The organism is Streptomyces sp. NPDC086787 (assembly GCF_044745865.1).
In the GTDB taxonomy this organism is placed as follows: Bacteria; Actinomycetota; Actinomycetes; order Streptomycetales; family Streptomycetaceae; genus Streptomyces.
On record NZ_JBIVBC010000014.1, the window covers coordinates 145,386 to 166,685 of the forward strand.

Annotated in this window: 21 protein-coding genes; 12 read left to right on the forward strand and 9 right to left on the reverse strand. The window is 67.9% G+C overall.

The genetic code is table 11. The features are described 5' to 3' along the window. Positions 1-6: 6 nt before the first annotated feature. Together ACIPK3_RS27415 and ACIPK3_RS27420 are read left to right on the forward strand one after the other, a co-directional pair. Entirely contained in the window at positions 7-1,770 is a 1,764-nt protein-coding gene (locus ACIPK3_RS27415) for a thiamine pyrophosphate-dependent enzyme (RefSeq protein WP_402573848.1), read from the forward strand. Between the two features lie 313 nt (positions 1,771-2,083). After that, complete coding sequence (locus ACIPK3_RS27420; RefSeq protein ID WP_402573850.1) at positions 2,084-2,800, forward strand: hypothetical protein; 717 nt, start codon at positions 2,084-2,086, stop codon at positions 2,798-2,800. A 16-nt stretch (positions 2,801-2,816) separates the two neighbouring features. Here ACIPK3_RS27420 and ACIPK3_RS27425 read toward each other — a convergent pair whose 3' ends face one another. Then, positions 2,817-4,007 (reverse strand): zinc-dependent alcohol dehydrogenase, encoded by a 1,191-nt coding sequence (locus ACIPK3_RS27425; protein WP_402573851.1) that lies wholly within the window; start codon positions 4,005-4,007, stop codon positions 2,817-2,819. A 197-nt stretch (positions 4,008-4,204) separates the two neighbouring features. Here ACIPK3_RS27425 and ACIPK3_RS27430 point away from each other — a divergent pair, with 197 nt between their 5' ends. Beyond that, positions 4,205-5,239, forward strand: coding sequence for an NAD-dependent epimerase/dehydratase family protein (locus ACIPK3_RS27430; RefSeq protein ID WP_402573853.1), 1,035 nt, complete (start codon positions 4,205-4,207; stop codon positions 5,237-5,239). 149 nt (positions 5,240-5,388) lie between these two features. Here the strand turns inward: ACIPK3_RS27430 and ACIPK3_RS27435 are convergent, their stop codons facing one another. Beyond that, positions 5,389-5,874 (reverse strand): DUF6328 family protein, encoded by a 486-nt coding sequence (locus tag ACIPK3_RS27435; protein ID WP_402573855.1) that lies wholly within the window; start codon positions 5,872-5,874, stop codon positions 5,389-5,391. A gap of 519 nt (positions 5,875-6,393) precedes the next feature. On the opposite strand from ACIPK3_RS27435, the gene ACIPK3_RS27440 reads away from it, so the two are divergent. The 4 genes from ACIPK3_RS27440 to ACIPK3_RS27455 all read left to right on the forward strand — a co-directional run bounded on the left by ACIPK3_RS27440 (position 6,394) and on the right by ACIPK3_RS27455 (position 9,902). Continuing rightward, the gene (locus tag ACIPK3_RS27440; RefSeq protein ID WP_402573857.1) at positions 6,394-6,585 is read left to right on the forward strand and encodes a hypothetical protein; all 192 of its coding nucleotides are present in this window, start codon (positions 6,394-6,396) and stop codon (positions 6,583-6,585) included. Positions 6,586-6,788: 203 nt separating this feature from the next. Continuing rightward, complete coding sequence (locus ACIPK3_RS27445; protein WP_402573894.1) at positions 6,789-8,306, forward strand: GMC family oxidoreductase; 1,518 nt, start codon at positions 6,789-6,791, stop codon at positions 8,304-8,306. A 139-nt stretch (positions 8,307-8,445) separates the two neighbouring features. Continuing rightward, positions 8,446-9,264 (forward strand): inositol monophosphatase family protein, encoded by an 819-nt coding sequence (locus ACIPK3_RS27450; protein ID WP_402573859.1) that lies wholly within the window; start codon positions 8,446-8,448, stop codon positions 9,262-9,264. A gap of 41 nt (positions 9,265-9,305) precedes the next feature. Beyond that, a complete protein-coding gene (locus tag ACIPK3_RS27455) occupies positions 9,306-9,902 on the forward strand; it encodes an NADPH-dependent F420 reductase (RefSeq protein WP_402573861.1) in 597 nt (198 codons plus the stop codon). Between the two features lie 135 nt (positions 9,903-10,037). Here ACIPK3_RS27455 and ACIPK3_RS27460 read toward each other — a convergent pair whose 3' ends face one another. Further along, positions 10,038-10,358 (reverse strand): hypothetical protein, encoded by a 321-nt coding sequence (locus tag ACIPK3_RS27460; RefSeq protein WP_402573862.1) that lies wholly within the window; start codon positions 10,356-10,358, stop codon positions 10,038-10,040. Here ACIPK3_RS27460 and ACIPK3_RS27465 point away from each other — a divergent pair. Together ACIPK3_RS27465 and ACIPK3_RS27470 are read left to right on the forward strand one after the other, a co-directional pair. Beyond that, entirely contained in the window at positions 10,341-10,886 is a 546-nt protein-coding gene (locus ACIPK3_RS27465) for a hypothetical protein (protein WP_402573863.1), read from the forward strand. The two genes, ACIPK3_RS27460 and ACIPK3_RS27465, sit on opposite strands and share 18 nt — an antisense overlap. Positions 10,887-11,164: 278 nt before the next feature. Continuing rightward, positions 11,165-12,196, forward strand: coding sequence for a helix-turn-helix domain-containing protein (locus tag ACIPK3_RS27470; protein ID WP_402573865.1), 1,032 nt, complete (start codon positions 11,165-11,167; stop codon positions 12,194-12,196). 252 nt (positions 12,197-12,448) lie between these two features. On the opposite strand, the gene ACIPK3_RS27475 is transcribed toward ACIPK3_RS27470, so the two are convergent. After that, positions 12,449-13,459 (reverse strand): NADP-dependent oxidoreductase, encoded by a 1,011-nt coding sequence (locus ACIPK3_RS27475; protein WP_402573867.1) that lies wholly within the window; start codon positions 13,457-13,459, stop codon positions 12,449-12,451. 116 nt (positions 13,460-13,575) lie between these two features. On the opposite strand from ACIPK3_RS27475, the gene ACIPK3_RS27480 reads away from it, so the two are divergent. Next, positions 13,576-14,127 (forward strand): TetR/AcrR family transcriptional regulator, encoded by a 552-nt coding sequence (locus tag ACIPK3_RS27480; RefSeq protein WP_402573869.1) that lies wholly within the window; start codon positions 13,576-13,578, stop codon positions 14,125-14,127. Positions 14,128-14,170: 43 nt separating this feature from the next. On the opposite strand, the gene ACIPK3_RS27485 is transcribed toward ACIPK3_RS27480, so the two are convergent. Then, a complete protein-coding gene (locus ACIPK3_RS27485; RefSeq protein WP_402573870.1) occupies positions 14,171-15,145 on the reverse strand; it encodes a hypothetical protein in 975 nt (324 codons plus the stop codon). Positions 15,146-16,200: 1,055 nt separating this feature from the next. Here ACIPK3_RS27485 and ACIPK3_RS27490 point away from each other — a divergent pair. Continuing rightward, positions 16,201-17,997 carry a hypothetical protein gene (locus ACIPK3_RS27490; RefSeq protein WP_402573872.1) on the forward strand — a complete coding sequence of 599 codons (1,797 nt, stop codon included), beginning with the start codon at positions 16,201-16,203 and terminating at the stop codon, positions 17,995-17,997. Here ACIPK3_RS27490 and ACIPK3_RS27495 read toward each other — a convergent pair. Next, positions 17,969-18,259, reverse strand: a complete 291-nt coding sequence (locus ACIPK3_RS27495; protein WP_402573874.1) for a hypothetical protein — start codon at positions 18,257-18,259, stop codon at positions 17,969-17,971. The two genes, ACIPK3_RS27490 and ACIPK3_RS27495, sit on opposite strands and share 29 nt — an antisense overlap. Beyond that, a complete protein-coding gene (locus tag ACIPK3_RS27500) occupies positions 18,260-19,252 on the reverse strand; it encodes a caspase domain-containing protein (RefSeq protein ID WP_402573876.1) in 993 nt (330 codons plus the stop codon). A 234-nt stretch (positions 19,253-19,486) separates the two neighbouring features. Between ACIPK3_RS27500 and ACIPK3_RS27505 the strand changes: the two genes are divergently transcribed. Continuing rightward, positions 19,487-20,167, forward strand: coding sequence for a DUF6338 family protein (locus ACIPK3_RS27505; RefSeq protein ID WP_402573877.1), 681 nt, complete (start codon positions 19,487-19,489; stop codon positions 20,165-20,167). A 294-nt stretch (positions 20,168-20,461) separates the two neighbouring features. On the opposite strand, the gene ACIPK3_RS27510 is transcribed toward ACIPK3_RS27505, so the two are convergent. After that, positions 20,462-20,908 (reverse strand): heme-binding protein, encoded by a 447-nt coding sequence (locus ACIPK3_RS27510; protein WP_402573879.1) that lies wholly within the window; start codon positions 20,906-20,908, stop codon positions 20,462-20,464. A 64-nt stretch (positions 20,909-20,972) separates the two neighbouring features. Next, positions 20,973-21,293 carry an NIPSNAP family protein gene (locus tag ACIPK3_RS27515; protein WP_402573880.1) on the reverse strand — a complete coding sequence of 107 codons (321 nt, stop codon included), beginning with the start codon at positions 21,291-21,293 and terminating at the stop codon, positions 20,973-20,975. Positions 21,294-21,300: the final 7 nt, after the last annotated feature.

Below are 21,300 nucleotides of genomic sequence, written 5' to 3' on the forward strand. Positions count from 1 at the left end.
ATCTCCGTGGCCCGTACCGTTGCCCGCCTCATCGTGGACGCGCTGAGCGACCTTGGTGTCCGCCAGGTGTTCGGCGTCGTGGGAGACGCGCTCAACCCCCTGACGGACGCCATCCGCACCACCGAGGACCTGGAGTGGGTGGGTTGCCGGCACGAGGAGGCGGCGGCGTTCGCCGCGAGCGCCCAGTCGCAGCTCAGCGGGACCCTCGGCGTGTGCATGGGAACCGTGGGACCCGGCTCCGTCCACCTCCTCAACGGCCTGTACGACGCGGCCAAGAGCCACACCCCCGTCCTCGCGATCGCCGGCCAGGTGCCGCTTGCCGAATTCGGCAGCGACTACTTCCAGGAGGTCGACAACGACGCCCTCTTCGCCGACGTGGCCGTCTTCCGCGCGACCATCACCTCCCCGGACCAACTGCCGCAGATGCTGGAGACGGCGGTGCGCACGGCACTGGGCCGCAAGGGCGTGGCCGTGCTCACCGTGCCGGGCGACCTGGGCGAAAGGGAACTGCCCGACGACCGCCCGGCACGGTTCTCCCTGCGCGCCCCGGTGAGCCGGCCGGACGAGACGGCCGTCCGCTCCGCCGCGGAACTCCTCCAACGCGCCGAGCGGGTCACCCTCCTCGTCGGCCAAGGAGCACGCGCCGCCCGCGAGGACGTCCTCGCCCTCGCCGACCGTCTGGCCGCGCCGATGGTGCTCACGCTCAAGGCCAAGGCGGGCTTCGAGGGAGACACCAACCCCTTCCAGGTCGGCCAGACGGGGCTGATCGGCAATCCGGCCGCCGCGTCGGCCCTCGACGACGCGGACACGCTCCTGCTGCTCGGCACCGACTTCCCCTACCGGGAGTGGTATCCCGAGGGCCGAACCGTGATCCAGGTGGACACCGAGGCCACCCACATCGGTCGCCGGGTACCGGTCGACATCGGGCTCGTGGGCGACACCGGCGCCACCGTACGCGACCTGCTGCACCATCTCGCCGCCACGACCGAAGGGGCGAAAGGCGCCCGCGACCGCTCGCATCTGGAGAAGGCGCGCGAACGGTTCGACGACTGGCGCACCGGCCAGGCCCGGCTCGCCGACCCGTCGCACGACAAGGGGATCAGGGGCCGTATCCGCTCCGTACTGGACAACCGCGCCCACGACATCCGCCCGGAGGCGCTGGCCGCCGCTGTCGACCGGATCGCCGCCGACGACGCCGTCTTCACCTCCGACACGGGCATGGCGACGGTGTGGCTCTCGCGTTTCGTCGAGATGCGCGGCGAGCGCCGCCTGATCGGGTCGTACAACCTCGGCTCGATGGCCAATGCCATGCCTCAGGCCCTGGGCGCCCAGATCCTGGACCGTGAGCGTCAGGTCGTGGCCTTCTGCGGCGACGGCGGAATCAGCATGCTCCTTGGCGACCTCATGACCCTCAAGACGTACCGCCTTCCCGTCAAACTCGTCGTCTTCGACAACCGCCGCCTGGGCATGGTGAAACTCGAACAGGAGCAGGCGGGCCTCCCCGAGTTCGGCACCGAGCTCGACAACCCGGACTTCGCCGCCGTGGCCGAAGCCATGGGCATCACCGGGATTCGCGTGAGCGACCCCGCGGAGGTGGAGAGCGCCGTGCGCCGGGCCTTCCGCACCCCGGGCCCGGTCCTGCTCGACGTCCTCACCAATCCCGAGGAGATCGCCGTCCCGGCCAAACCGACCGTCGAGCAGGGCTGGGGTTTCGCGGTAGCCAAGGTGAAGGAGGTCGTACGCAGCCACGGAGACAAGGGCGGCGACTGAAGCACCGGGCAGGAGTGGAGAGCGACTCAGGCACGGAGACGGGGGCGGAACCAGGCCGGACATGAGCGAGCGGCGGGCCGTATCGCGGTGGCGATCGTTTGAGGCAAGCGGCGTCCGGGAGTCTGCCGTGCAGGCGCTGATGACGACAGAAGCAGGCGTTCCCGTGACCATGGGGCTGCTTGCGCGGAAGGAGAACCCTCGCGTGGGCGTGCCTTGACATGCGAGCGGCGGTTCTTCGGGGTGTCGTACCGGCTCTGGTGGGAAGCTGGCGTGGATGGCGGGCCGTTCGATCGAGACGTGTGGAGGTGGGGACATGGCGCTTCCGCGGGAGGAAGCCCGGACCAGGCATCCTCGTCATGAGCGGCGGGGTGAGGCGCGGCTGCCGGCTGTGGTCGCGACACTCGCGGCGATCACGCTGTATCTTGTTCTGCCCCAGCGACTGCTGATCGCTCCCCGGTATGTGCTGCCCGCCCTGGAATGCCTTCTGCTGGTACCGCTCATCGCGATCAACCCGAAGCGCCTCACGCGGCAGACCAGGACCTTTCGCTTCCTGTCGCTGACCCTCGTGGCAGTGATCGCTACCAGCAATCTCGTGGCTCTCGCGATTCTGGTCCATGAGTTGGTGTACGCCGGGGTGAAGGACGGCCGATCGCTGCTGGTGGCCGCGTTGCAGGTGTGGCTGACGAACATCATCGTGTTCGGGCTGGCGTACTGGGAGCTGGACCGGGGCGGCCCCGTGACCCGCACCCAGGCACCCCGCGCCCAACTGCCGCTCGCGGACTTCCGTTTCTCCCAGGACGAGAACGACGACGCCGTGCAGGAAGTCGCCGACGGCGCCAGCGGCAACTCCGACTGGGTCCCCACGCTGATGGACTACCTGTATGTGTCCGTCACCAACTCCACAGCCTTCAGCCCGACCGACACCATGCCGCTGTCCACCCGCGCCAAGGCCCTGATGAGCATCCAGAGCGTCTCCGCGCTGATCACCTCGGTGCTCGTGATCGCCCGCGCCGTCAGCGTCCTGCACTGACCTGCCACAGCGGAGGTCAGGGCCGCATGAGGATCTTGACCGCACCGTCCTGCTTGTGCTGGAACATGTCGTAAGCCTGAGGGGCGTCGGACAGGGGAAGGCGGTGCGTGGCGAAGTCCTCGACGTCGAGGGGGTCCTCGTCCGTCAGGTACGGCATGATCGCGTCGGTCCATCGGCGGACGTTGGCCTGCCCCATGCGGAGCTGGATCTGCTTGTCGAACAGGGTGAGCATCGGCATCGGGTCGGCCATCCCGCCGTACACGCCGCTCAAGGAGATCGTGCCGCCACGCCGTACCAGATGGATGGCCGTGTGCAGGGCCGCCAAGCGGTCCACGGCGAAGCGTTCGGCCAGCGGACCGCTGAGTGCGCGGGGCAGCATGCCGGTGGCGGCCTGAGCGAGTTTCGCGGCGGCGCTGCCGTGTGCTTCGGTGCCCACGGCGTCGATGACCGCATCCGGGCCCCGGCCGGCGGTCTCGTCGTGGATCGCCTGGACCAGGGCTTTCTCATTGTCAAAGGCCCGCAGGTCGTACGTCTGGGTGCCCCTGCGCCCGGCCCGGGCGAGCCGTTCGGGCACCAGGTCCACGCCGAAGACCCGCTCCACACCGCGGGCTCTGGCAATGCGGCAGCACATGTCTCCGATGGGACCGAGCCCCAGCACCGCCAGGGTGCCGCCCGCGGGCACTGCGGCGTACTCGACAGCCTGCCAGGCGGTGGGGAGGACGTCGGAGAGGTAGACGAAACGGTCGTCGGGCGGCCCGTCGGGCACCTTGATCGGACCGAAATGAGCCTGGGGAACACGCAGGTACTCTGCCTGTGCGCCGGGCACCGCGCCGTACAGGCGGGTGTATCCGAACAGGGCGGCGCCCATTCCTTCGCCGGTGAGCTGAGTGGTCTCACACTGGGTCATCAGTCCCGCCGAACACATGAAGCAACTGCCGCAGGAAATCTGGAAGGGGACCACGACGCGGTCGCCCTTCTCGAGGTTCGTCACGTCGGCGCCGGTCTCCTCGACCACGCCCATCGGCTCATGGCCGAGGATGTCACCCGGTGTCATGAACGGCGTGAGCACCTCGTACAGGTGCAGGTCAGAGCCGCACAGGCCGGTCGACGTGATGCGGATGACGGCGTCTGTAGGTTCCTCGATCCGCGGATCAGGAACATCCTCCACCCGGACGTCCCGCCGGCCCTGCCAGGTCACTGCCTTCATGGCTCGCACTCCCTCCGCCGCCCGTGCGCCCGGTCGTGGCTGCGCTTCGGTATGCCGCTTCGCTTCGCTCCCGGGTACCCGGGCCGTTCCAGCCCGAATCGCCGGTTCGGCTCCAGCGGCACCTCCCAGCACACTGCTGGCGTCGCCCGATGGGTACTCGGAGACGAACCGCAGGGACGCGTCGAGAGGAGCGGGTCATGGGTGCCGGAGCGGGCAAACGGGTCGTGGTGACAGGCGCCACCGGGAACGTCGGGACCAGTGTGGTCCGGGCGCTGACCGAGGGCGACGAGGTCTCCTCCGTGCTGGGGCTCGCCCGGAGGCCGCCGGCCTGGTCGCCTCCGAGGACGGAGTGGGCGTCCGTCGACGTGTCGCACGAGGACGTCGGCGGGCGTCTCGTGGAGTTGTTCCGCGGCGCCGATGCCGTCGTGCATCTGGCCTGGCGCATTCAGCCGACGCGGGATCCGGTCGTCACGTGGCGGGCCAACGTCCTGGGCAGCGTGTCCGTCTTCCGGGCGGTGGCCGAGGCGAAGGTCCCCGCTCTCGCCTACGCGTCGTCCGTCGCCGCCTACGCTCCCGGCCCCAAGGACGCAGCGGTGGACGAGTCCTGGCCCACACACGGCTGGCCGACGTCGGCCTACTGCCGGGAAAAGGCATACCTGGAACGCCTGCTCGACGCCTTCGAGCACGACAACCCGGGTGTGCGGGTGATCCGGATGAGGCCCGCCTTCATGTTCAAGCGGGAGGCGGCCAGCGAGCAACGCCGCATCTTCGGCGGGCGCTACCTGCCCGGACCGGTCCTGCGACCCCGGCTGCTGCCCTTCGTGCCGGATCTGCCGGGACTCAGGTTCCAGGTCCTGCACACCGATGACGCCGCACGTGCCTTCCTTCTCGCGCTGGCCGGTGACGCGCACGGGGCGTTCAACCTGGCAGCACAACCACCGCTCGACGCGCATGTGTTGGCCGAGCTGTTCGGCGCGAGGGTGATCAAGATGCCCGCTGCCGTGGCACGCTCCGGTCTGTCCGCCGCCTGGGGATTGCGGCTGGCTGCCGTGCCGCCGCAATTGTTCGACGCGTTGCTCAGGGTCCCGCTGCTGGACGTCAGCCGCGCCCGCTCGGTACTTGGTTGGGAGCCGGAAGTCACAGCGATCGATGCGTTCCAGGAGATGCTGCACGGGGTTCAGGACGGGTCGGGCGCGGACACGCCTCCACTGGCCGGACACAAGGTCGCCTAGGGTCTGCCGTCTGCCGTTTGGATCAGGTCGCAAGATGCTGACGGTGCTTGTCTGTGGGGTGAGCGGGGCCCACACACACGGCTGCGGCCTGCTCCGAACGACAGGCCTAGCCAGCCATACGCTCTGCCGGATGCGGTGCGGCGCCGAGGTCAGCGATCGGTGTGCCGGGTGCGTGCCCACAGGGGCAGCACGTACCAGCACGTCAGATACCAGACGACGATCGCCCCGACGAGCCAGGGCACGAAGGCGTCATGGGTGGCGACCCTGAGGACGAGCAGCAGGGCGCAGGCCATGGTGGCCAGCAGCAGGAGCAGGCCGATGAAGGTAAGGCGTGACGCGAGGCGTACAGCGTGGGGCTTTACCCTCTGCCCGGACACCAGGCGATGCAGCGACACCGGTCCTATCAACGCGCCGGTGGCACCGGCGCCGAGGACCACGGTGACGATGTAGATGACCTGCTCGGTGTGAGCCAACTCGGCGTACTTGGGTGTGAAGGCGACAGTGAGCAGGAAGCCGAACAAGATCTGCACCCCGGTCTGGGCGACGCGGACCTCCTGGATGAGTTCGCCCCACCTCCGGTCGGCGCGCTCTTCCTCGGTCTCGTCACGCCCGGTCCGTCTTTCCTCGTTCGTCATACAAGCCGGATAGCCGCCCGGTGATCATTCAAACCGGGCGGCTATCCCGGTCTGCCGCGGCTCTCGGAGAGCGGGCGACGTCGATCAACTTCGCTGGCGTATCACCGGTGCAAGGGCAGGTGAGTGCGAAGGAAAGCGGTCCAAGCCCAGGACGAGCGCGGTGTGGGACGAACTGGCAGATCTTGTGCTGGAGAAGGAAGATCTCTTCCGAGAGCCGCTTACGGGGGCTGACTTGTAAGGGCTAATCGTATCCGCCGTTACGAGGGTGTGGACGCCCAGTCCACTTACTGGTCGACGTGGCGAGCATGGCCGCCTACCAGCCCAACACCCGCAAGGCACATTATGGAGCGACCTGTCGTGGCACCGGCAGGGCCGCCGGCGGAAACAAGCTCGCCTCACCCTTCGACGAGGCTCCAACGTTGCCGTACGGCGCTGAGGTTCCGAACGAACGTCGCCAAGGTTCAAGTGCGTGCCGTGTCGGTCTTCCTAAGATTCGACGGCAGAGGGAAAACCCGGGCTGTGCCTGGACGGGTAGACACCAAGGACAACAAGCACGTGAACCAAGAGAAGTTCAGCCGCGTGGCCGTCATCGCAGGTACCGGCGCCGACATGGACATCCCCAACGGGGTGATCGGCAATGGTCGGACCGGGCGTGCCCAGGCCCGCCGGATCAAGGTGAACCCTGCTCCAATGGAGCCCGCTCGCCGCTGATCAGCCTGTTCCGCGCCTTCTGCGTGCCGAACCCGGACGCGGCCGAGCTAGGCACAGGGCCGACGTGAAGACAACCGTCCTGACTTTTCGGCCTCTTTAGTACATGAACTAGTACATGAACGCAATCAGCTCTTTCGTCGTCGAGGAGCTGCTTTTCTGAGATCCGGTGGTCGGGCAGTGCTGCCGTGGGAAGCGGAGACATGATGGGCAAGAGCCCGTATGACTATGTCGTGGTGGGAGCGGGGACAGCGGGGTGCGTGATTGCCTCCCGGCTTTCGGAACGCCCCGGCGTGCGGGTGCTGTTGCTCGAGGCGGGAGCCCGGGACGCGACCGAGGCCATGACATCTCCATGGGGATTCCTGGGATTCGACCCGTCGTCCCTCTGGCTGGGCGCCTCGACCGTGCAGGCCGGTACAGGCAGAGCTGCTGACGTGCTGCGCGGTAAGGCGCTCGGCGGATCGTCGAGCATCAACGGCTTGTACCACCTGCGGGGGCACCGCTCCGGTTACGACGAATGGCCCGGACTCGGTGCTCCGGGCTGGGGTTTCGACGATCTGCTGCCCTATTTCCGCCGCAGCGAGAGCACCCGCGGGCGTGACGCCTCCGTGCGGGGCACGGACGGGCCGGTCGTGGTCGCCCCGGTCCCGGAACCCCATCCCCTGGCCGCGGCGGGTGTCGACGCCGCGGTGCAGGCTGGGTTCGCACGCGCCGATGACATCGGCGGCGGGCTGGAGACCGGGTTCGGGTGGAGTGACATGAATCTGCCCGGCGGCGCCCGCCAGAGCGCGGCCGACGCCTACATCCGTCCGTTCCTCGACCGGCCGAACCTGGACGTCGTCACCGACGCGACCGTGCGGCGGCTGCGCACCACCGCGGGCCGCTGCACCGGCGTCGACTGCACCACGGGTGGCGAGCACCTCTCCGTCGAGAGCGCCGAGGTGATACTGACCGCGGGGGCCATCGGTTCCGCACACCTCCTGATGCTGTCGGGGATCGGCCCGGCACGACACCTTGAAGAGCACGGCATCGATGTCGTCGCGGATCTGCCGGGAGTGGGCTCCCATCTGCAGGACCATCCGATGGTGGGCGTGGTGTACGAGGCGATCCGGCCCGTGCCGTTCCTTCCCGCCAACCCGCCGGCCGAAATGATGGGCCTGCTGTACAGCGACCCCGCCGCGGCCCGGCCGGACCTTCAGATCTACGTCGTCGCCGCACCGCTCCCGTCGGCATGGGGCCGGCCGCCGGCCAACGGCTACTCCATCGCTTTCTCCGCGATGGCTCCGTACAGCAGCGGCACCGTGCGCCTGGCGGACGCCAATCCCGCCGGTGTTCCCGTCGTCGACCCCGGCTACCTCAGCGACGACCGTGACCTGGAGGTCATGCGCAAGGGCCTGGCCGTGGCACGCCGCATCGGGGAGGCCGACGCGTTCGCCGACTGGCGCAAGCAGGAAGCGGTGCCGGGCTCCGGGACGAGCGGCGAATCCGTGGACGAGTTCATCCGCAAGGCCACCGGCCCCTACTTCCACTTCACCGGCACCTGCCGCATGGGAACCGATGCCGATGCCGTCGTCGACCCTGCGAACCTTCGCGTACATGGGATGGCCGGACTACGGGTCGCCGATGCCTCGGTGATGCCGTCCATCCCCTCGGCCAACACCAACGCGACCGTCTACGCCATCGCCGAACGGGCCGCCGAACTGCTCAGCGTTGCGTCTGAGTAATCCTATCCGTGCTTGACATGCATTTGAAGTTAATGATGGGGCTCTATACCTTCGAGTCGAAAGCGCAAGAAAGCGCAAGAAGGAAAGCGCAGTTCGGCCCCGGCCGGCCTCATCACCCCCCTCAGACAGGAGCACCACCATGTCCGAAACGCTTCAGACCACTGACGTCGCCACCTCCGACGCCGACCTGCTCGACCAGACCGCGACCGCCGTGCGAGCAGCCGGTGCGGCGCTGCGCGGGCGCTTCGGCGAAGTGGTCCGCTACCAGACCCGCGAAGAGCTGATGCAGGCGCTCGCCGTCAACGACAACACGGCCCTCGACATCCTGCGTCCCCGTCTCACGAGCCTGCGCCCTGACGCCAGTTGGGTGGAGGACGAGCTGGACGGCGGGGCGCTGCCACCCGGCGAATGGTGGGTCGTGGATCCCGCCGAAGGAAACGTCAACCATCTGCACGCCCTGCCCGAGTGGGCGGTGACAGCCACTCTCGTGCGCGACAACGAGCCGGTGCTCACCGCTGTCCACCTGCCGTTGACCGGTGAGACCTACACCGCGCTCACCGGCGCGGGCGCACACCTCGACGGCCGGCCGTTGCAGGTTTCCCGGACCGCGGACCTCGGCCTGAGCCTCGTGGCCACCAGCCAGGCCCGGCCGGACGAGGACGAGAAGGTCGTGCGACGCGTCGGCTCCTCGATCACCGCGATGCTCTTCGACGCGCTCGTCGTCCGCACCGCCGTGCCCGCGACCCTGCACCTGGTGAACGTGGCCGCCGGGCGGATCGACGCCTTCTGGCAGTTCGCCGGCGCCCGCGCGGACCTGCTTCCCGGAGCGCTGCTGGTCACCGAGGCCGGCGGACAGCTCTCCGACGCCGAGGGCCGCCCCTGGACCCCGCAGAGCGAGAGCTTCCTGGCCGCCGCGCCCGGCATCCACGCAGAGGCCGTCGCCACCCTCTCCCGCTGACCACGCACCACAACCCGCACACACGGAAGGACCAGATCATCATGACCACGATCGCTGTTCTCGGAAACGGCCGCGTCGGCGGCAACCTGGCCACAGCCCTCACTCGGGCAGGGCACGAGGTGACCGCAGTGGACCGCGCGCCGGGTGCCGCCGCCGACGCTGCTCGGACAGCCCGGATCGTCATCAACGCCACCCCGGGCGCCGGCTCCCTGGAACGTCTCGCCGCCCTGCGCGAGGAGCTGCACGGCAAGATCCTCATCGACGTCTCGAACGCCACCACCGACGGACCGGACGGCCTGCCCGCCGACCTCATCTACCCCGGTTCGAGCCTCGCCGAGCAACTCCAGGAAGCACTCCCCGAAACGAGCGTCGTCAAGACACTCAACACCATGCTCTTCCCGGTGATGACCGCGCCTGCCACGCTCACCCAGACGCCGACCGCGTTCCTCTCCGGCGAGGACCCGCAGGCCAAGCAGACCGTCCGTGAGCTGCTCACCGACCTCGGCTGGCACAAGGAGTGGATCACCGACCTCGGTGGGATCCAGACCGCCCGCGCCACGGAGGCCGCGATACTGTTCGTCCCGCACGTCATCCGGTCCACCGGGTTCACCCCCTTCGCGATCTCGATCGCCCGCTGACCGTCGAGCCGCACCGGCTGCAGGTGACCGGAGCCGGCGTCGGCATGGACGGATTCCCGATGGGACACGATCGCGGCAGACATTGTCCGGCCTGCTCGCGGAGTTGACGTTGACATGAGGTCGTCATCCATGGACTCATCTGACAAACAGAGTGTTGGCGTCCAGGTCGACGTCCGCGTGCGGCAGGCCGATCTCGGCCGAGGCGGCTCGGCAAGCACGGTCGGCATGGCCCGCTGGCTGGAAGACGCCCGGATTCGGCTGCGGCTGCACCGCTTCGAACGCCACATCGCTGAAGGGGGGTTCGGCCCGTTCCAGATACTGCTCGTCGGTCAACGGGTCAGCTGGCTCGCTCCAGTTGGACCGGCCGGTACCCGAGTGCAGGTGCACACTGGCGTTCGCCGGGTCGGGCGCTCTTCCTTCACCTTCGAACAGGAGGTCATGGTCGCCGGCAAACATGTGGGCAGTGGCGACGCAACTGTCGTACTGGCCGACAGCTCGGGCCCGCTCCAGCTTCCGGACGAGCTGGTCGTCGATCTCGCCGAGATGCAGCTGCCGGAGACAGGGAAGGCAGGAACGTCGGCAGCACCCCGTCCGCGCCCGGAGCGCCTGCACCGTGCCCACTACTCGTGCTGGGCCCCGCTGCGTTCCCGGATCGGTGACGTCGACTCCAACCAGCATGTCAACTTCATCGCACTGGCCACTTGGTACGACGAGGCCGTCGCCGCATACACCTTGGACTCGATCGGGACGAGTGGTGGGGGCTCGGTGCCGGATCTGCCGCCCTGGTCGTACCAGATCCACTATCTCGGTGAGGTGACCTACCCGGGCGACTACGAGATCGGGCTCACGGTCCGTTCCGTCGACACCGGGGCCGTGCACTACGAACTCGGTGTCTTCCGAGGCAGCACCTGCCTGGGCGTGGCCGACGCCATCGGCCCGAACTGCCCGCCAGTCACATCCCGCCACCTCCGGCGGAAGCTCTGACCGCGGCCGCCATCTCGACCGCGACCGTGCACGGCGCGAGCGGGAATCCCAGGCCGTAGCGGCGGTCCCGGGCCCGACGAACACCAGCCGACGGCCGGCCTCCGTGACCGTGAGGCGGGCCTGGCTGGGTGCCGTACCTGCCACGCGTACTCAGGCGATCAGCTCGATCTCGCCGAATCAGAAGTATCAGCTCCGCCCCTCGATCGCTGCAATGTGGGCCGTCCATAGGATTGGCGTGAAGCAGTTGAAGCGATGAGTAATGGGGGGATCAGAGAGGGATGCACAGTACTGGTGCGGAGGTCGACGGCGCGCGCGGGGTGTTCGCAGTGGACTCGACCGCCCCGGGCGCCGCACCGCGGGGACTCGACGTCTTCCGGCGCGGATGGGAGACGCAGATCGGCGACGACGTCTTCCGACTTCCGGCCTTCAGCCCGGACACGATCGGTGACTTCCGGGTCAAGGGCAATGTGACCAAGGTGCACGGCGCGGCGATCGCCGACCTTCACGCCGCGTCGGCAACCCGGACCGCAGATGTCCCGGGCGGCGATCAGGATCTGGTTGCCATGTACGTGGTGCGGCGCGGCGCATGGACTCTGGGCGGCCCGCCCGGTCACGGCGACCAGACCGTGTCGGCCGGGCAGTTCCTCGTCCGGCACCTCGGGCGCCTGACGGCCTTCGAGACGACGGCGCACCTCACGGCGAAGTTCCTCGTCCTGCCGCCCGGCGAGCTCAAACCCCTGGTCGGGAGTCGAGCCATCACCGGGTCGGCGGACTCGGCCGAGATACGCCTGCTGACGGCCCTCACGGACATGATCCACACAACCGTGGCCGACCTCGGCCCGGCCGGTGTGGCAGCCGCCCACGGCACCCTGATCGAGCTGGCCAAGGCGGTGGCGAAGGGCCGGTTCGACGACGTGGAACCCCGGCTGGCTCCCGCGCTCACCCAGGCAGCCAAGGACCTCGCGGACCGTCGGCTCGCGGATCCCGAACTCTCTCCGGCGATGCTTGCGCGTGAACTCAGCGTCTCCGTCCGTACGCTGCACCGGGCGTTCGCCGCGGTGGGTGAGCAGGTGACCACCTACATACGCCACCGGCGGCTGCACGAGGCCCGGCTCGCCCTTGCCGCACCGTCAGGTCGCCTGAGCATCTCGGAACTCGCCGCACACTGGCAGTTCGCGGACGGCAGTCACTTCACCCGAGCCTTCAAGAAGCACTACGGTCAGACGCCCACCGAGTACGCCCGTGCGACACGAGCAGCCTCGCTCTCGCCGGAGCAGAGCAGCCCGGCATCCGGCTTGGCTTCGACCTGATGGCATGCCGTCATTCGCTGACCGGGGTGTCGAGTACGCGCGGGCGGAATTGGAGGACGGCGGCGGCAACCGCGTCGAGGTGGCTCTCCAGGAGGAAGTGGCCGCCATCGATCAGAACGATCTCCGCGCAAGCGGCGCTCCGAGAGGTGATCGCCCGAGCGGGCCCGGCTCATCGGGGGGGAAAAGCTCCAGGCCGCGCTCGCCGGCGCGGGGCTGCGCTCTGGCTGCCGACGCCGGTGAAGCGGGTCGCAGTCAGGCGACCGTGAGCACGATCTTGCCCCGGATGTGCCCGCGGGCAGCGCGTTCGTGTGCCGCTCGGGCGTCAGCGAGCGCAAACGTGCTGTCGATCGCCACCTGCACCGTGCCCGCTTCGAGCAGGCGCCCCAGTTCGGCGAGCTGAGCGCCGTTCGACCGGACCTGGGCCGTGGAGACCGTGATCCCGAGCCGTGCCGTCTGTTCCGGGTCAAAGCTGCCAGGGAACACCGGGAAGTGAGCGCCTCCATGCTTGAGGGTGCGCAGGAACCGGCTGCTGTCGAGGCCGCCCACCGTGTCCAGAACGAGGTCGACGTCACTCACCAGTTCCTCGGCGTGGCTTGCGGTGTAGTCGATGAAGCGATCGGCACCGAGTTCGCGCAGGAACGCCTCGTGCGTGCCCGACGCCACCGCGATGACCTGTGCGCCCCTCCACTTGGCCAGCTGGAGGGCGAGATGGCCCACGCCGCCCGCTGCGCCGTTGACGAGCACGGTCATGCCAGGGCCGAGTGCCGTCGGACGGTGCGGGGCCTGCTGGAAGGGGGAGGGGTGGTCGTGCCCTGCCTCGATCAGGAACTGCCACGCCGTGAGCCCGGCCATGGGTGTTCCGGCAGCGTGCACGTGGTCGACGCCGCCTGGCTTGCGTGCGAGGTCCGAGGCCGGCGCGGCCACGTACTGCGCGTACGCACTGCCTTCAAAACTGGGGAAACGCAACAGACCGAAGACTTCGTCACCCACCGCGAAACCGTCCACGTCCGCCGCGACGGCCGCGACGACGCCTGATATGTCGGTGCCTGGAATCACCGGCAGGTCCAGGGTCGTTTCGGTCCTGCCCGGCATCGTGGTCATCCCGCCGCGCAGGTACCAGTCCGGGGGATTGACGCCGACCGCATGTACGCGAACAAGCACCTCGCCCCGACGCGGTGCGGGGACGGGTGCGTCTTCATAGCGCAGGACCTCGGGGCCGCCGTGCTCGTGCAGGCGGACCGCCTTCATCGTGTGTACGGGCATCGTTTCCTCCTGGGACCACGCGAGATACGCTTATCCGGATCAGCGGTCCGGTTAAGTGGACCACTGATCCGAATATATGGACCACTGATCCGGATAGTCAAGGAGGCGGTCTGCCCGTGCGCGCCGACGCCAGGAAGAACCGCGACCACCTGCTCGAAGTAGCAGGCACCGCCATCGCCCAGCACGGGATCGACGTCCCCATGCGCGACCTGGCCCGCAGGGCGGATGTCGGGCTTGCGACGCTGCTGCGGCACTTCCCCACCCGCGAAGCACTGCTCGAGGCCTTGCTGCGCACCAGCTTCGAGCAGCTGACAGCGACGGCGGGCGAGTACGAGGTGTCGAGTTCGCCCGAAGATGCTCTCGTCTCCTGGCTGCGTGACTGCGTCGCGTGGACGACCGAGTACCGAGGGGTGACCGAAATGATGGCGGCCGCCATCGAGGACACCGACTCGGCCCTGCACGCGGCGTGCGTCACCCTGCGCGCCGCAGGTGCCCGGCTCCTCACCCGCGCCCAGTCCGCCGGAACGGCACGCGGCGACATCAACGGCGACGACCTGTTCGCGCTGGTGGCCATGCTTGCCTGGCTGGGGGATCAGCCTGCACTCGCATCACGCGCGGACCGCCTCTTCGAGGTTGTCGCGAGTGCCGTTCTGAGAAGTAAGGGTTAAGGGTCGTCGACGCCTCTTTGCTTCTTTGTCTCTCAAGTCTGAGTCAGGACAGCTCGTCCGCATCGGACTGGAAGGCTGCGAGCAGAAGCCCGCGATAGGTGAACTCGCTGACCTTGCTTTTCCTTCGTAGAATCGACGATTTGTGGTCGACTCCCATGCCGAAATTGAACATGACGGGCCCTTCGTCCCGGGGCTCGAAAATGCTGCCCTCGTTCTTGAAGAAATGCCCGCCCAGTGTGTTGGTGGGCAGCACCTTCCTCGAGTAGTACTCGACCCGCTCGTCGCTGATGACTGGATCCCTGCCTTCAGGGAGATTGACGAGACACAAGGGATCCTCGATCACCGCCAGGAGCTTGCACAGCTCGTCTCTGGCCTGTGCGTACCCGCTTCCTTTCACGTCGTACGGAGGCAGGACCACGGTGAGACGCTCAAGGCGCTGGAGCTCCACGATCTTGCGTATCTCCCACCACGTGGACGTGCGGATCTCCTGGTGCGGCGGCAGGATCAGGACGATCGAGTGCGCTTCGCCGATGAGGCGCGCGACCGGTTCCTTCCAGGTGGTGTGCTCGGCCCGCATGTAGACGAGGCTTCCGGGTGCCAGAGCGAGATTGGGGTCGACGACCGCGTACGCCTCGGACGCGTAGGTGTCGGACCAGGCTCTGGAGACCACCTGCTCCATCGTGGAGGTGACCTTCATCCCGGAAATGGTCAGTGACCGCTGTCCTCTGCCGCTGCGCACGATGATGTGCCCGGCGGACCCGAAGGGGCGCAGAATCAGACAGTACCGCGCGCCGGAACTGACCAGATCCGGTACGACGTCGCCGGTCTCCTTGACACGGACGCGGAGTGTGAACCGCAGCAGCCACGCCATTCTGAGCACACCGACCGCGAAAAGGGCGAACACGCAGGACGCGAGTACCACGGGGCCGCCCTCGGTGACCAACAGACCGACGAACAGCAGGAGCGCGACATTGAACAGCCCGTAGCAGCCGATGTTGCGCCACAGCCGCAGGGCCACAGCTCTCGTTCCGGCGTCGCCGCGAAAAGCGGGTCGTTCCGTTCCGGGCATTTTGCTGTCCCTCCCCCGAGGGGGACACGATGACGCACCGGCATCTCGCCCGGCGTTGCCCCGTCTTGAGACTACCCACCGCGTTCTCGCTCGCGCAGTGGAATGCCGAGGAATGCTGATTCAGGATGGAATCCCTCTTCAGCGGACCGAGTCCTTCGCGCATGCGTGTGGAGCGTCCTGGTCCAGCCGGACGTACTTCTTCCACTCCGCGTCGGTGAGGGTGCGGGCCGCCAGGGCGCAAGAGGCCCGGTGCCAACTACGCGGGTCGGTGTCCAGATGTACACCGGACTCTCCCACCCGCTCTCGCCGATCAGCGGCCGGATCAGCACATGCGGGCCGTCCGCGGTCAAGGACGTCTCGATTCCGGGCCCATCGCCCTCTCCCGAGAACCGAGCCGACGTTCCCAACACGCCCCAGGCACCTCGGGCGAGAGTGCCGAGTCCCTTGGCGTCCACCAGGGCTCCGCCTCCCCCCGCCGGTCACGGCCCGCGCCCCCGCGGCGGTGGGTCAACGCTGGCTCCGGGGCCCACGGAGGATGTGGTTGCAGGAAATGCCAGTCAGGGAGGAGCGCCGGTCCGGGGAACGTCGCTGCCCGGGTCCGGGGCGTCGCAACGGAGTTCTTTGGCTGGGCTCAGCCTGGTGTCCGCCCTCGGGTCGTCGGATCGGCGTACTTCTCCCCGGGCAGAGGAGCAGATCCAGGCCGAAGCCCCGCGGCGGCCCGCACGCAGGTCTAGCGTCGCCCCGCAAGGGGGAGTGAGCCTCGGCTCACGCCCACGTCCAGGGTCGTCGAGTGGAAGGCGTGAACTCGAACGGTGCACTCCGAACCGGCGCGCTCTCCGGGAACACGTGCCCTGCTCTCACCAGGGTTGCTTCTCCTGTTCCTGCTCCTGTCGCTGTTTCTCCTGACCGACGTCACCGGACAGAGCGTTGCTCGTGCAGCGGCCCCGGCCCCCGCGAGGAGTGATGGCCCTCCGTCTCTCTCCTCGCTGGTGATCACGGACCCGATGCCGGGTTCTTCCCTGCGGCTGGTGTCCGAGGGGCCGTGGGAGGGAAAGACGGAGACGAAGTGGCTGATGGACGTGTGCGAAGGCTGGCAGCGCACCTGGCGGTCCCGAACAGGTGAGGAGGCGCAAGCAGTGGTGTGGCGCTGCCCGAGCAGCAGGGACGCGGCCACCCTCGTATGGTTCGACACGTTCGACCCCGACTTCTTCGAGCACCCCACGAACTCACGCGCGCTGCCGGGTGTCTGGCTCACTCCCGAAGTGCGCTACGTCAGCGGCGCACGGAGCAGAAAGGCGTTGTTCGCCCAGGGAAACCGGGCGGTACGGGTCTCGTTGCGTACGCCCGCCGAGGGACGCCTCGCAGCGCTCGCCGAGCGAGTCACCGCGATGGCCGCGCGACAGACCGAGCTCGTGCCCGGCGAGAGAGCCAGGCTGAGGCGACCCGAGTACTCCCAGGGCATGGTGGCACTTCTGACGATGCCCGTCGCTGGATACTTCGTCTACATTCTGCCCTGGCGGGTGATCCGTACCCGGCACGTCTGGCGTTTTTACCGCGTCAGGCGTGCGGACCCCGCGTGGCGGGACGTGTCCCGGGCAGCCCTCAAGCTCGGCGCCCTGGTCCGCGTCAGGGCGATGTTCCGCGTCTTCGGCTTCTTCGTGCTGTTCCTCCTGATCGCCACTCGCAATCTGACCATGGAGCCGGTCGTCATGCTGACCATCGCCTTCGTGGGAGGCTGGCTGCTGCCCGGCCGCAGCCGCCTGTTGAAGCGGGCGTGGCAGCCGCGTCCGGTACGCGGACGCTGGGACGTACGGGGCGAGCACGCGTGGGTGGTGCGCGGCTGTGGTCTGGCGAGCCTCCTGATCTACGCGGCCGGCCTCGCCCTCTTCTTCCTCTTCTACATCGCCCAGCTGTCCGGACTCGGCGATTCTCCCCTGATCGACGGCGGTCTGCCCACGGGGCGGTACCTTCAAGTCGACTCCTTCGGAACGCTGATGGTCTTCGTCGTGCTGGCTGTCGTCGGCCTGGGGGCCGGCAGCGCGGTGATCGTGCTGTCGGGGCTGCTCATGGTCGGCGGGGTGCTGATCCGCAGGCTGGGACGCTCGTACGCGCTGAAGGACGCCGAAGCCGCTCAACAGGACAGTGCCGAGCCGCCCGTGCTCTATCTCCGCAGCTTCACCGACGACTCGGCGACGATGCCGTCGAGCGCCATCGCGCGGACGAGTGTGCTCGAACGTGCCAGCTTCGCCTGGCGACAGCCCTTCGAGGAGATCACGGTCCGGCACGTCTGGGCACTGGGCCCGGTGATCGCCGCTTCTCATCCCGCGGACACCAGGAGCAGATCCGACATCGGCGCGGCGCGTATGAGGCTGGGCCGGAACTGGCAGTCGGAGATCGAGGCCAAGGTGCTCGAGTCCCGCCTCGTGGTGGTGGGTGCCACCCCGGAGGCAATCAGCGAGGGCCTGTTGCGGGAGTTGGAGATCCTGGACAGACATCCGTCGGTTCCTGTCGCTCTCGTTCTCGCGCCGCTGGCCAAGCACGAGTTGCGCAGACGGTGGCACTCATTCATCGACGCCACCACCACGGTCGGCGGCTCCGGGACCCGGCGGCACTCGCGCTTCGCGGAACTGCGTGCGCACAGGAACGACGTGACGGGTGCGCTGGTCCTGCTCAACACCGGGGGAACGAAGTGGCTGTGCTGGGGAGCGCGCCGACGCACGGAGTTCACCTTCGCGTTGGCCTGGGGTGAGGCCCGCGACGCTCTCGCCGCGATCAGGCCAGAGGTCCGAGAATCCTGGTGATGACGGGCAAGTAGCGGCGGACCTGCTCACGGTCGCTTTCCTTCTCCGATTCCGACAGTTCGGCATACGGAGTGTCCATCTGCGATTCCCAGCGCCTGACGAGTTCCGCCGGGATGGTGAGTGACCCGTCGCTCTGACGCGAGCACTGGGAGTGCAGGTAGCGCTGCCAGTGAGCCCATCTCTCATGTTCTACGTCGGCCAGCGCCTCCATCGCTTCTTCCAGCCCGTGTGCCACCGGCGACCCTTCGGAATGTATCGGCATCTAGATCAACCCCTTCTCCACAAGCGCCCAGTAGTGCTGCCCCAGCACGGTCAACTCGCACGACTTGCTCTGCATCGCGGCATGCCACATATGAGGAGCGTCCACTGGCCGGACCAAGTTGACCTTCACGTATCGTTGCAGCACGGCGAAGACGGCCGTATGTGCGGGGTCGGGTGGCGGAATCGGGGTGTCGTCCTGCTCACCGGAGGACCGTTCGGGCTCGAACGACGGGTCCAGTTGAAACTTGCTGTCCGGTGAGGGGAAGTGCGTGATCAGCGCTTGCAGATCCGCCAGCGCGATCGGGGGCTCGGTCTTCCTCAGCGAGACGAAGGTCTTGACGTTCGTCTTGAAGACCGGCCGCTGCGCCCACGGGCCGAGCGACTGATCAATGTGCGCGTAGACACTACCGGGCGTGATGTCGCCCACGAGGTTGGCTGCCGCGCCGTTCAACGCATCGACGAACAGACTCGTGAAGATCCCTGCACTGCCGTCAGGCGTCTCGTAGGACTCCTGGTCGGCGGTCGAGGCAGTCAGAATCGTGACTCCCTCCGAGATTTCGGCGAGGCCCGTAGTCATGGTGCTGTTCCCTGCTGCACCACTGTGACAACTGTCGAGAATGATCACTTTGTTTCTGGCGCGAGACCTGTTCGCCATCTGCATGAGTTCGGACAGGGCCAGTCCGTCGTCGCCCGTCTCGGAGTCGCCGGCACATAAGAAGCCACCGGTGTCCTCGATGTATCCATGCCCTGCGAAGTAGAACAGAGCGATGTCGGAGTCATCCGCGAAGAGTTTTCTGACCGCCTCCTTGAGGTCCCGCTTGAGGACGGGCTGTTCGGTACTTGTGCCCGCCAATACCACGGGGAGGGCGAAATTCAGCGTGCCGTCCGAGTTCCGTTCGACGGCCGCCCGCACAGCGAAGGCGTCGTTGACACACCCGGTGAGCAGTTCCAGGTGATCGTAATAATCGATGCCGACGATCAACGCCTTTCGCATGGCACTCCTTCAGCGAATCGACGAAGTGACGGATGCTCGCGTCGGTCCATGTGACGCCGACCGTTCACGGTACCGGCGGTCCCGCACGTCCGGGGGCGTATTCGACCGAACAGGCCCAAAGGGCGTTGGCAGGACGCCCGCTGAGGGTGAGCGTCCCTCGGCGAAGCCGGTGCGGAGCCGGACCGGCACGGTACCGTGGACCTCCCGTCCGCCGCCGCACCACAGGGATCTGTCATGCCGACAACCATCACGGGTCTCATTCTTCTCGTGGTGCTGCTGTTACCGGGCCTCACATTCGTGATCGTCCGTGAGCGCAAAGGCAGCGAGCGTCGCCCGACACCCTTTCGGGAGACCGGAGCGGTGGTCTTCTGCAGCATTCTCACCGAACTTGCCGTGCTGGTGGTCTTCGCGGTGCTGCGCGGGCTGATGCCCGAACTCACGCCGGACGTCGGACGGCTGGTCCGTGAGGGAGCCCCCTACGCCCAGGTGCACTACGCCGAACTCGTCTGGTGGGCGGGCGGCCTGCTGTCCGCGGCATGCGCCCTGGCGGCGGTGGTGGCACTGACGTCGGGCGTGCCGCATTCATCGGCGATGTCGTCCTGGTGGGTGATGTTCGAGAAGTGGTTCCCGGGAGAGAGCCCGCTCGTGGGCTGCGTCCTGGAGGACGGTTCGTACGTCGAGGGCCGACTCGCGTCGTTCAACGTGAGTTCGGACGATCTGCCGGACCGGGACCTGGTACTGATCGATCCGCTGAAGTACCGGGCGTCCGGTGCGGCGGAGGCCCAGGACGTTCCCTGGGGCGCGGTATGTGTCTCGGCGCGCCGGATCGTCTCGATGTTCGTCAGCTACCCTCTCGCCCCTGGGCAGGAGGCGGGGGAGGCGGCGACGGCGGCGTCCGGCTCGGCTGCTTCGTAGTCCTGTGTCCCCGGCTTCCGCCGGATTCGGAAGGTTTCCTCTGCGGATCCTTCCGGGGATCTTCCCGAGGCTTCTCCGAGCTGTCGTCCTGAGACGCACTCAACCTCTCGGCCATGAGCAGACTCCTTGACGGTCGTTCACGCAATGACTGATCGTGAAGTGCCGAGTTGTGCAGCCAGTTTACCGAAGCCGTGTCCGGCATACGCGTGGTCATGACCTGTTCCCGGAGCGCGGAAGGCCGTACGGTCCGCCCTCGGTGGCTGCGATGGCTGACCGTACGGGCCGGGCGGGCGGTCAGCGGGCGGGCACCTCGAACCCGAGCGCGGCCAGGGCTTCTTCAGCGGCCTGCTGGTCCTGCTCGTAGCTGCCGCCGGAGATTCCGAGGCCCCCGACGCACTGGCCCTTGTCGATGATCGGGTAGCCGCCGCCGACCGCCATCAGACGCGGGTGGCCGCCCAGCGGCGCGATGCTCGGATTGGCGAGGTAGTCGTTCCACGCGTGGGTGGGGGTGCGGAAGGAGACTGCGGTCCATGCCTTGTCGACGGCGACCTCGGTGGTGAGGAAGGGGGCGTCATCGGCGCGGTCGAACGCCTTGAGGTGCCCGCCCGGGTCGGTGACGGCGACAGCCGCCGTGAAACCGATCCTGGCGGCGGCCGTGTGCACCGCCACGATCAGCGCGCCTGCCGCGACCTGGGTGATCGAGGAGGCGGGGAACGACATCGCGGATGTGTCAGAGCTCATCAGTGGTCCTTTTGCGGCTGTGCTGTGCGGGTGGCGCCGTTCCGGGCGCGAGTGGCGCGGCCGGTCACCGCAGTGGTGAGGCGGGGGTGGGGACCACTCGGGTGACGACGGTCTTCTCGGGGATCAGCAGGCCGTGGACGACCGGGCCGATCTCGTTCTTCCAGCGGTCGTTTTCGTAGACGGCGGCGTACAGGGCCTCGCTCTGGGCCTCGTCCTCGAACCGGCGGATCCACACGTAGCCGTCCTCGTCCCGGTCGTCGACGAAGGAGGCGGTCACGTCCATGCCCAGGGAGGTCTGGAACGGGATGACGACGTCTTCCATGTAGCGCACCCACTCCTCGCGGCGCCCGGGCTGCGCCTGGTAGCGGCGGATCTCGTAGTACATGTGCGAC

Coding starts and splice junctions, on each gene's coding strand:
- ACIPK3_RS27460 (WP_402573862.1), bottom strand. CDS start 10,358: ATGTTTGCCGGCGACCATGACCTCCTGTTCGAAGGTGAAGGAAGAGCG.
- ACIPK3_RS27455 (WP_402573861.1), top strand. CDS start 9,306: ATGACCACGATCGCTGTTCTCGGAAACGGCCGCGTCGGCGGCAACCTG.
- ACIPK3_RS27465 (WP_402573863.1), top strand. CDS start 10,341: ATGGTCGCCGGCAAACATGTGGGCAGTGGCGACGCAACTGTCGTACTG.
- ACIPK3_RS27515 (WP_402573880.1), bottom strand. CDS start 21,293: ATGTACTACGAGATCCGCCGCTACCAGGCGCAGCCCGGGCGCCGCGAG.
- ACIPK3_RS27425 (WP_402573851.1), bottom strand. CDS start 4,007: ATGAAGGCAGTGACCTGGCAGGGCCGGCGGGACGTCCGGGTGGAGGAT.
- ACIPK3_RS27490 (WP_402573872.1), top strand. CDS start 16,201: ATGCCGGGTTCTTCCCTGCGGCTGGTGTCCGAGGGGCCGTGGGAGGGA.
- ACIPK3_RS27500 (WP_402573876.1), bottom strand. CDS start 19,252: ATGCGAAAGGCGTTGATCGTCGGCATCGATTATTACGATCACCTGGAA.
- ACIPK3_RS27470 (WP_402573865.1), top strand. CDS start 11,165: ATGCACAGTACTGGTGCGGAGGTCGACGGCGCGCGCGGGGTGTTCGCA.
- ACIPK3_RS27475 (WP_402573867.1), bottom strand. CDS start 13,459: ATGCCCGTACACACGATGAAGGCGGTCCGCCTGCACGAGCACGGCGGC.
- ACIPK3_RS27450 (WP_402573859.1), top strand. CDS start 8,446: ATGTCCGAAACGCTTCAGACCACTGACGTCGCCACCTCCGACGCCGAC.
- ACIPK3_RS27420 (WP_402573850.1), top strand. CDS start 2,084: ATGGCGCTTCCGCGGGAGGAAGCCCGGACCAGGCATCCTCGTCATGAG.
- ACIPK3_RS27510 (WP_402573879.1), bottom strand. CDS start 20,908: ATGAGCTCTGACACATCCGCGATGTCGTTCCCCGCCTCCTCGATCACC.
- ACIPK3_RS27445 (WP_402573894.1), top strand. CDS start 6,789: ATGGGCAAGAGCCCGTATGACTATGTCGTGGTGGGAGCGGGGACAGCG.
- ACIPK3_RS27430 (WP_402573853.1), top strand. CDS start 4,205: ATGGGTGCCGGAGCGGGCAAACGGGTCGTGGTGACAGGCGCCACCGGG.
- ACIPK3_RS27495 (WP_402573874.1), bottom strand. CDS start 18,259: ATGCCGATACATTCCGAAGGGTCGCCGGTGGCACACGGGCTGGAAGAA.
- ACIPK3_RS27505 (WP_402573877.1), top strand. CDS start 19,487: ATGCCGACAACCATCACGGGTCTCATTCTTCTCGTGGTGCTGCTGTTA.
- ACIPK3_RS27435 (WP_402573855.1), bottom strand. CDS start 5,874: ATGACGAACGAGGAAAGACGGACCGGGCGTGACGAGACCGAGGAAGAG.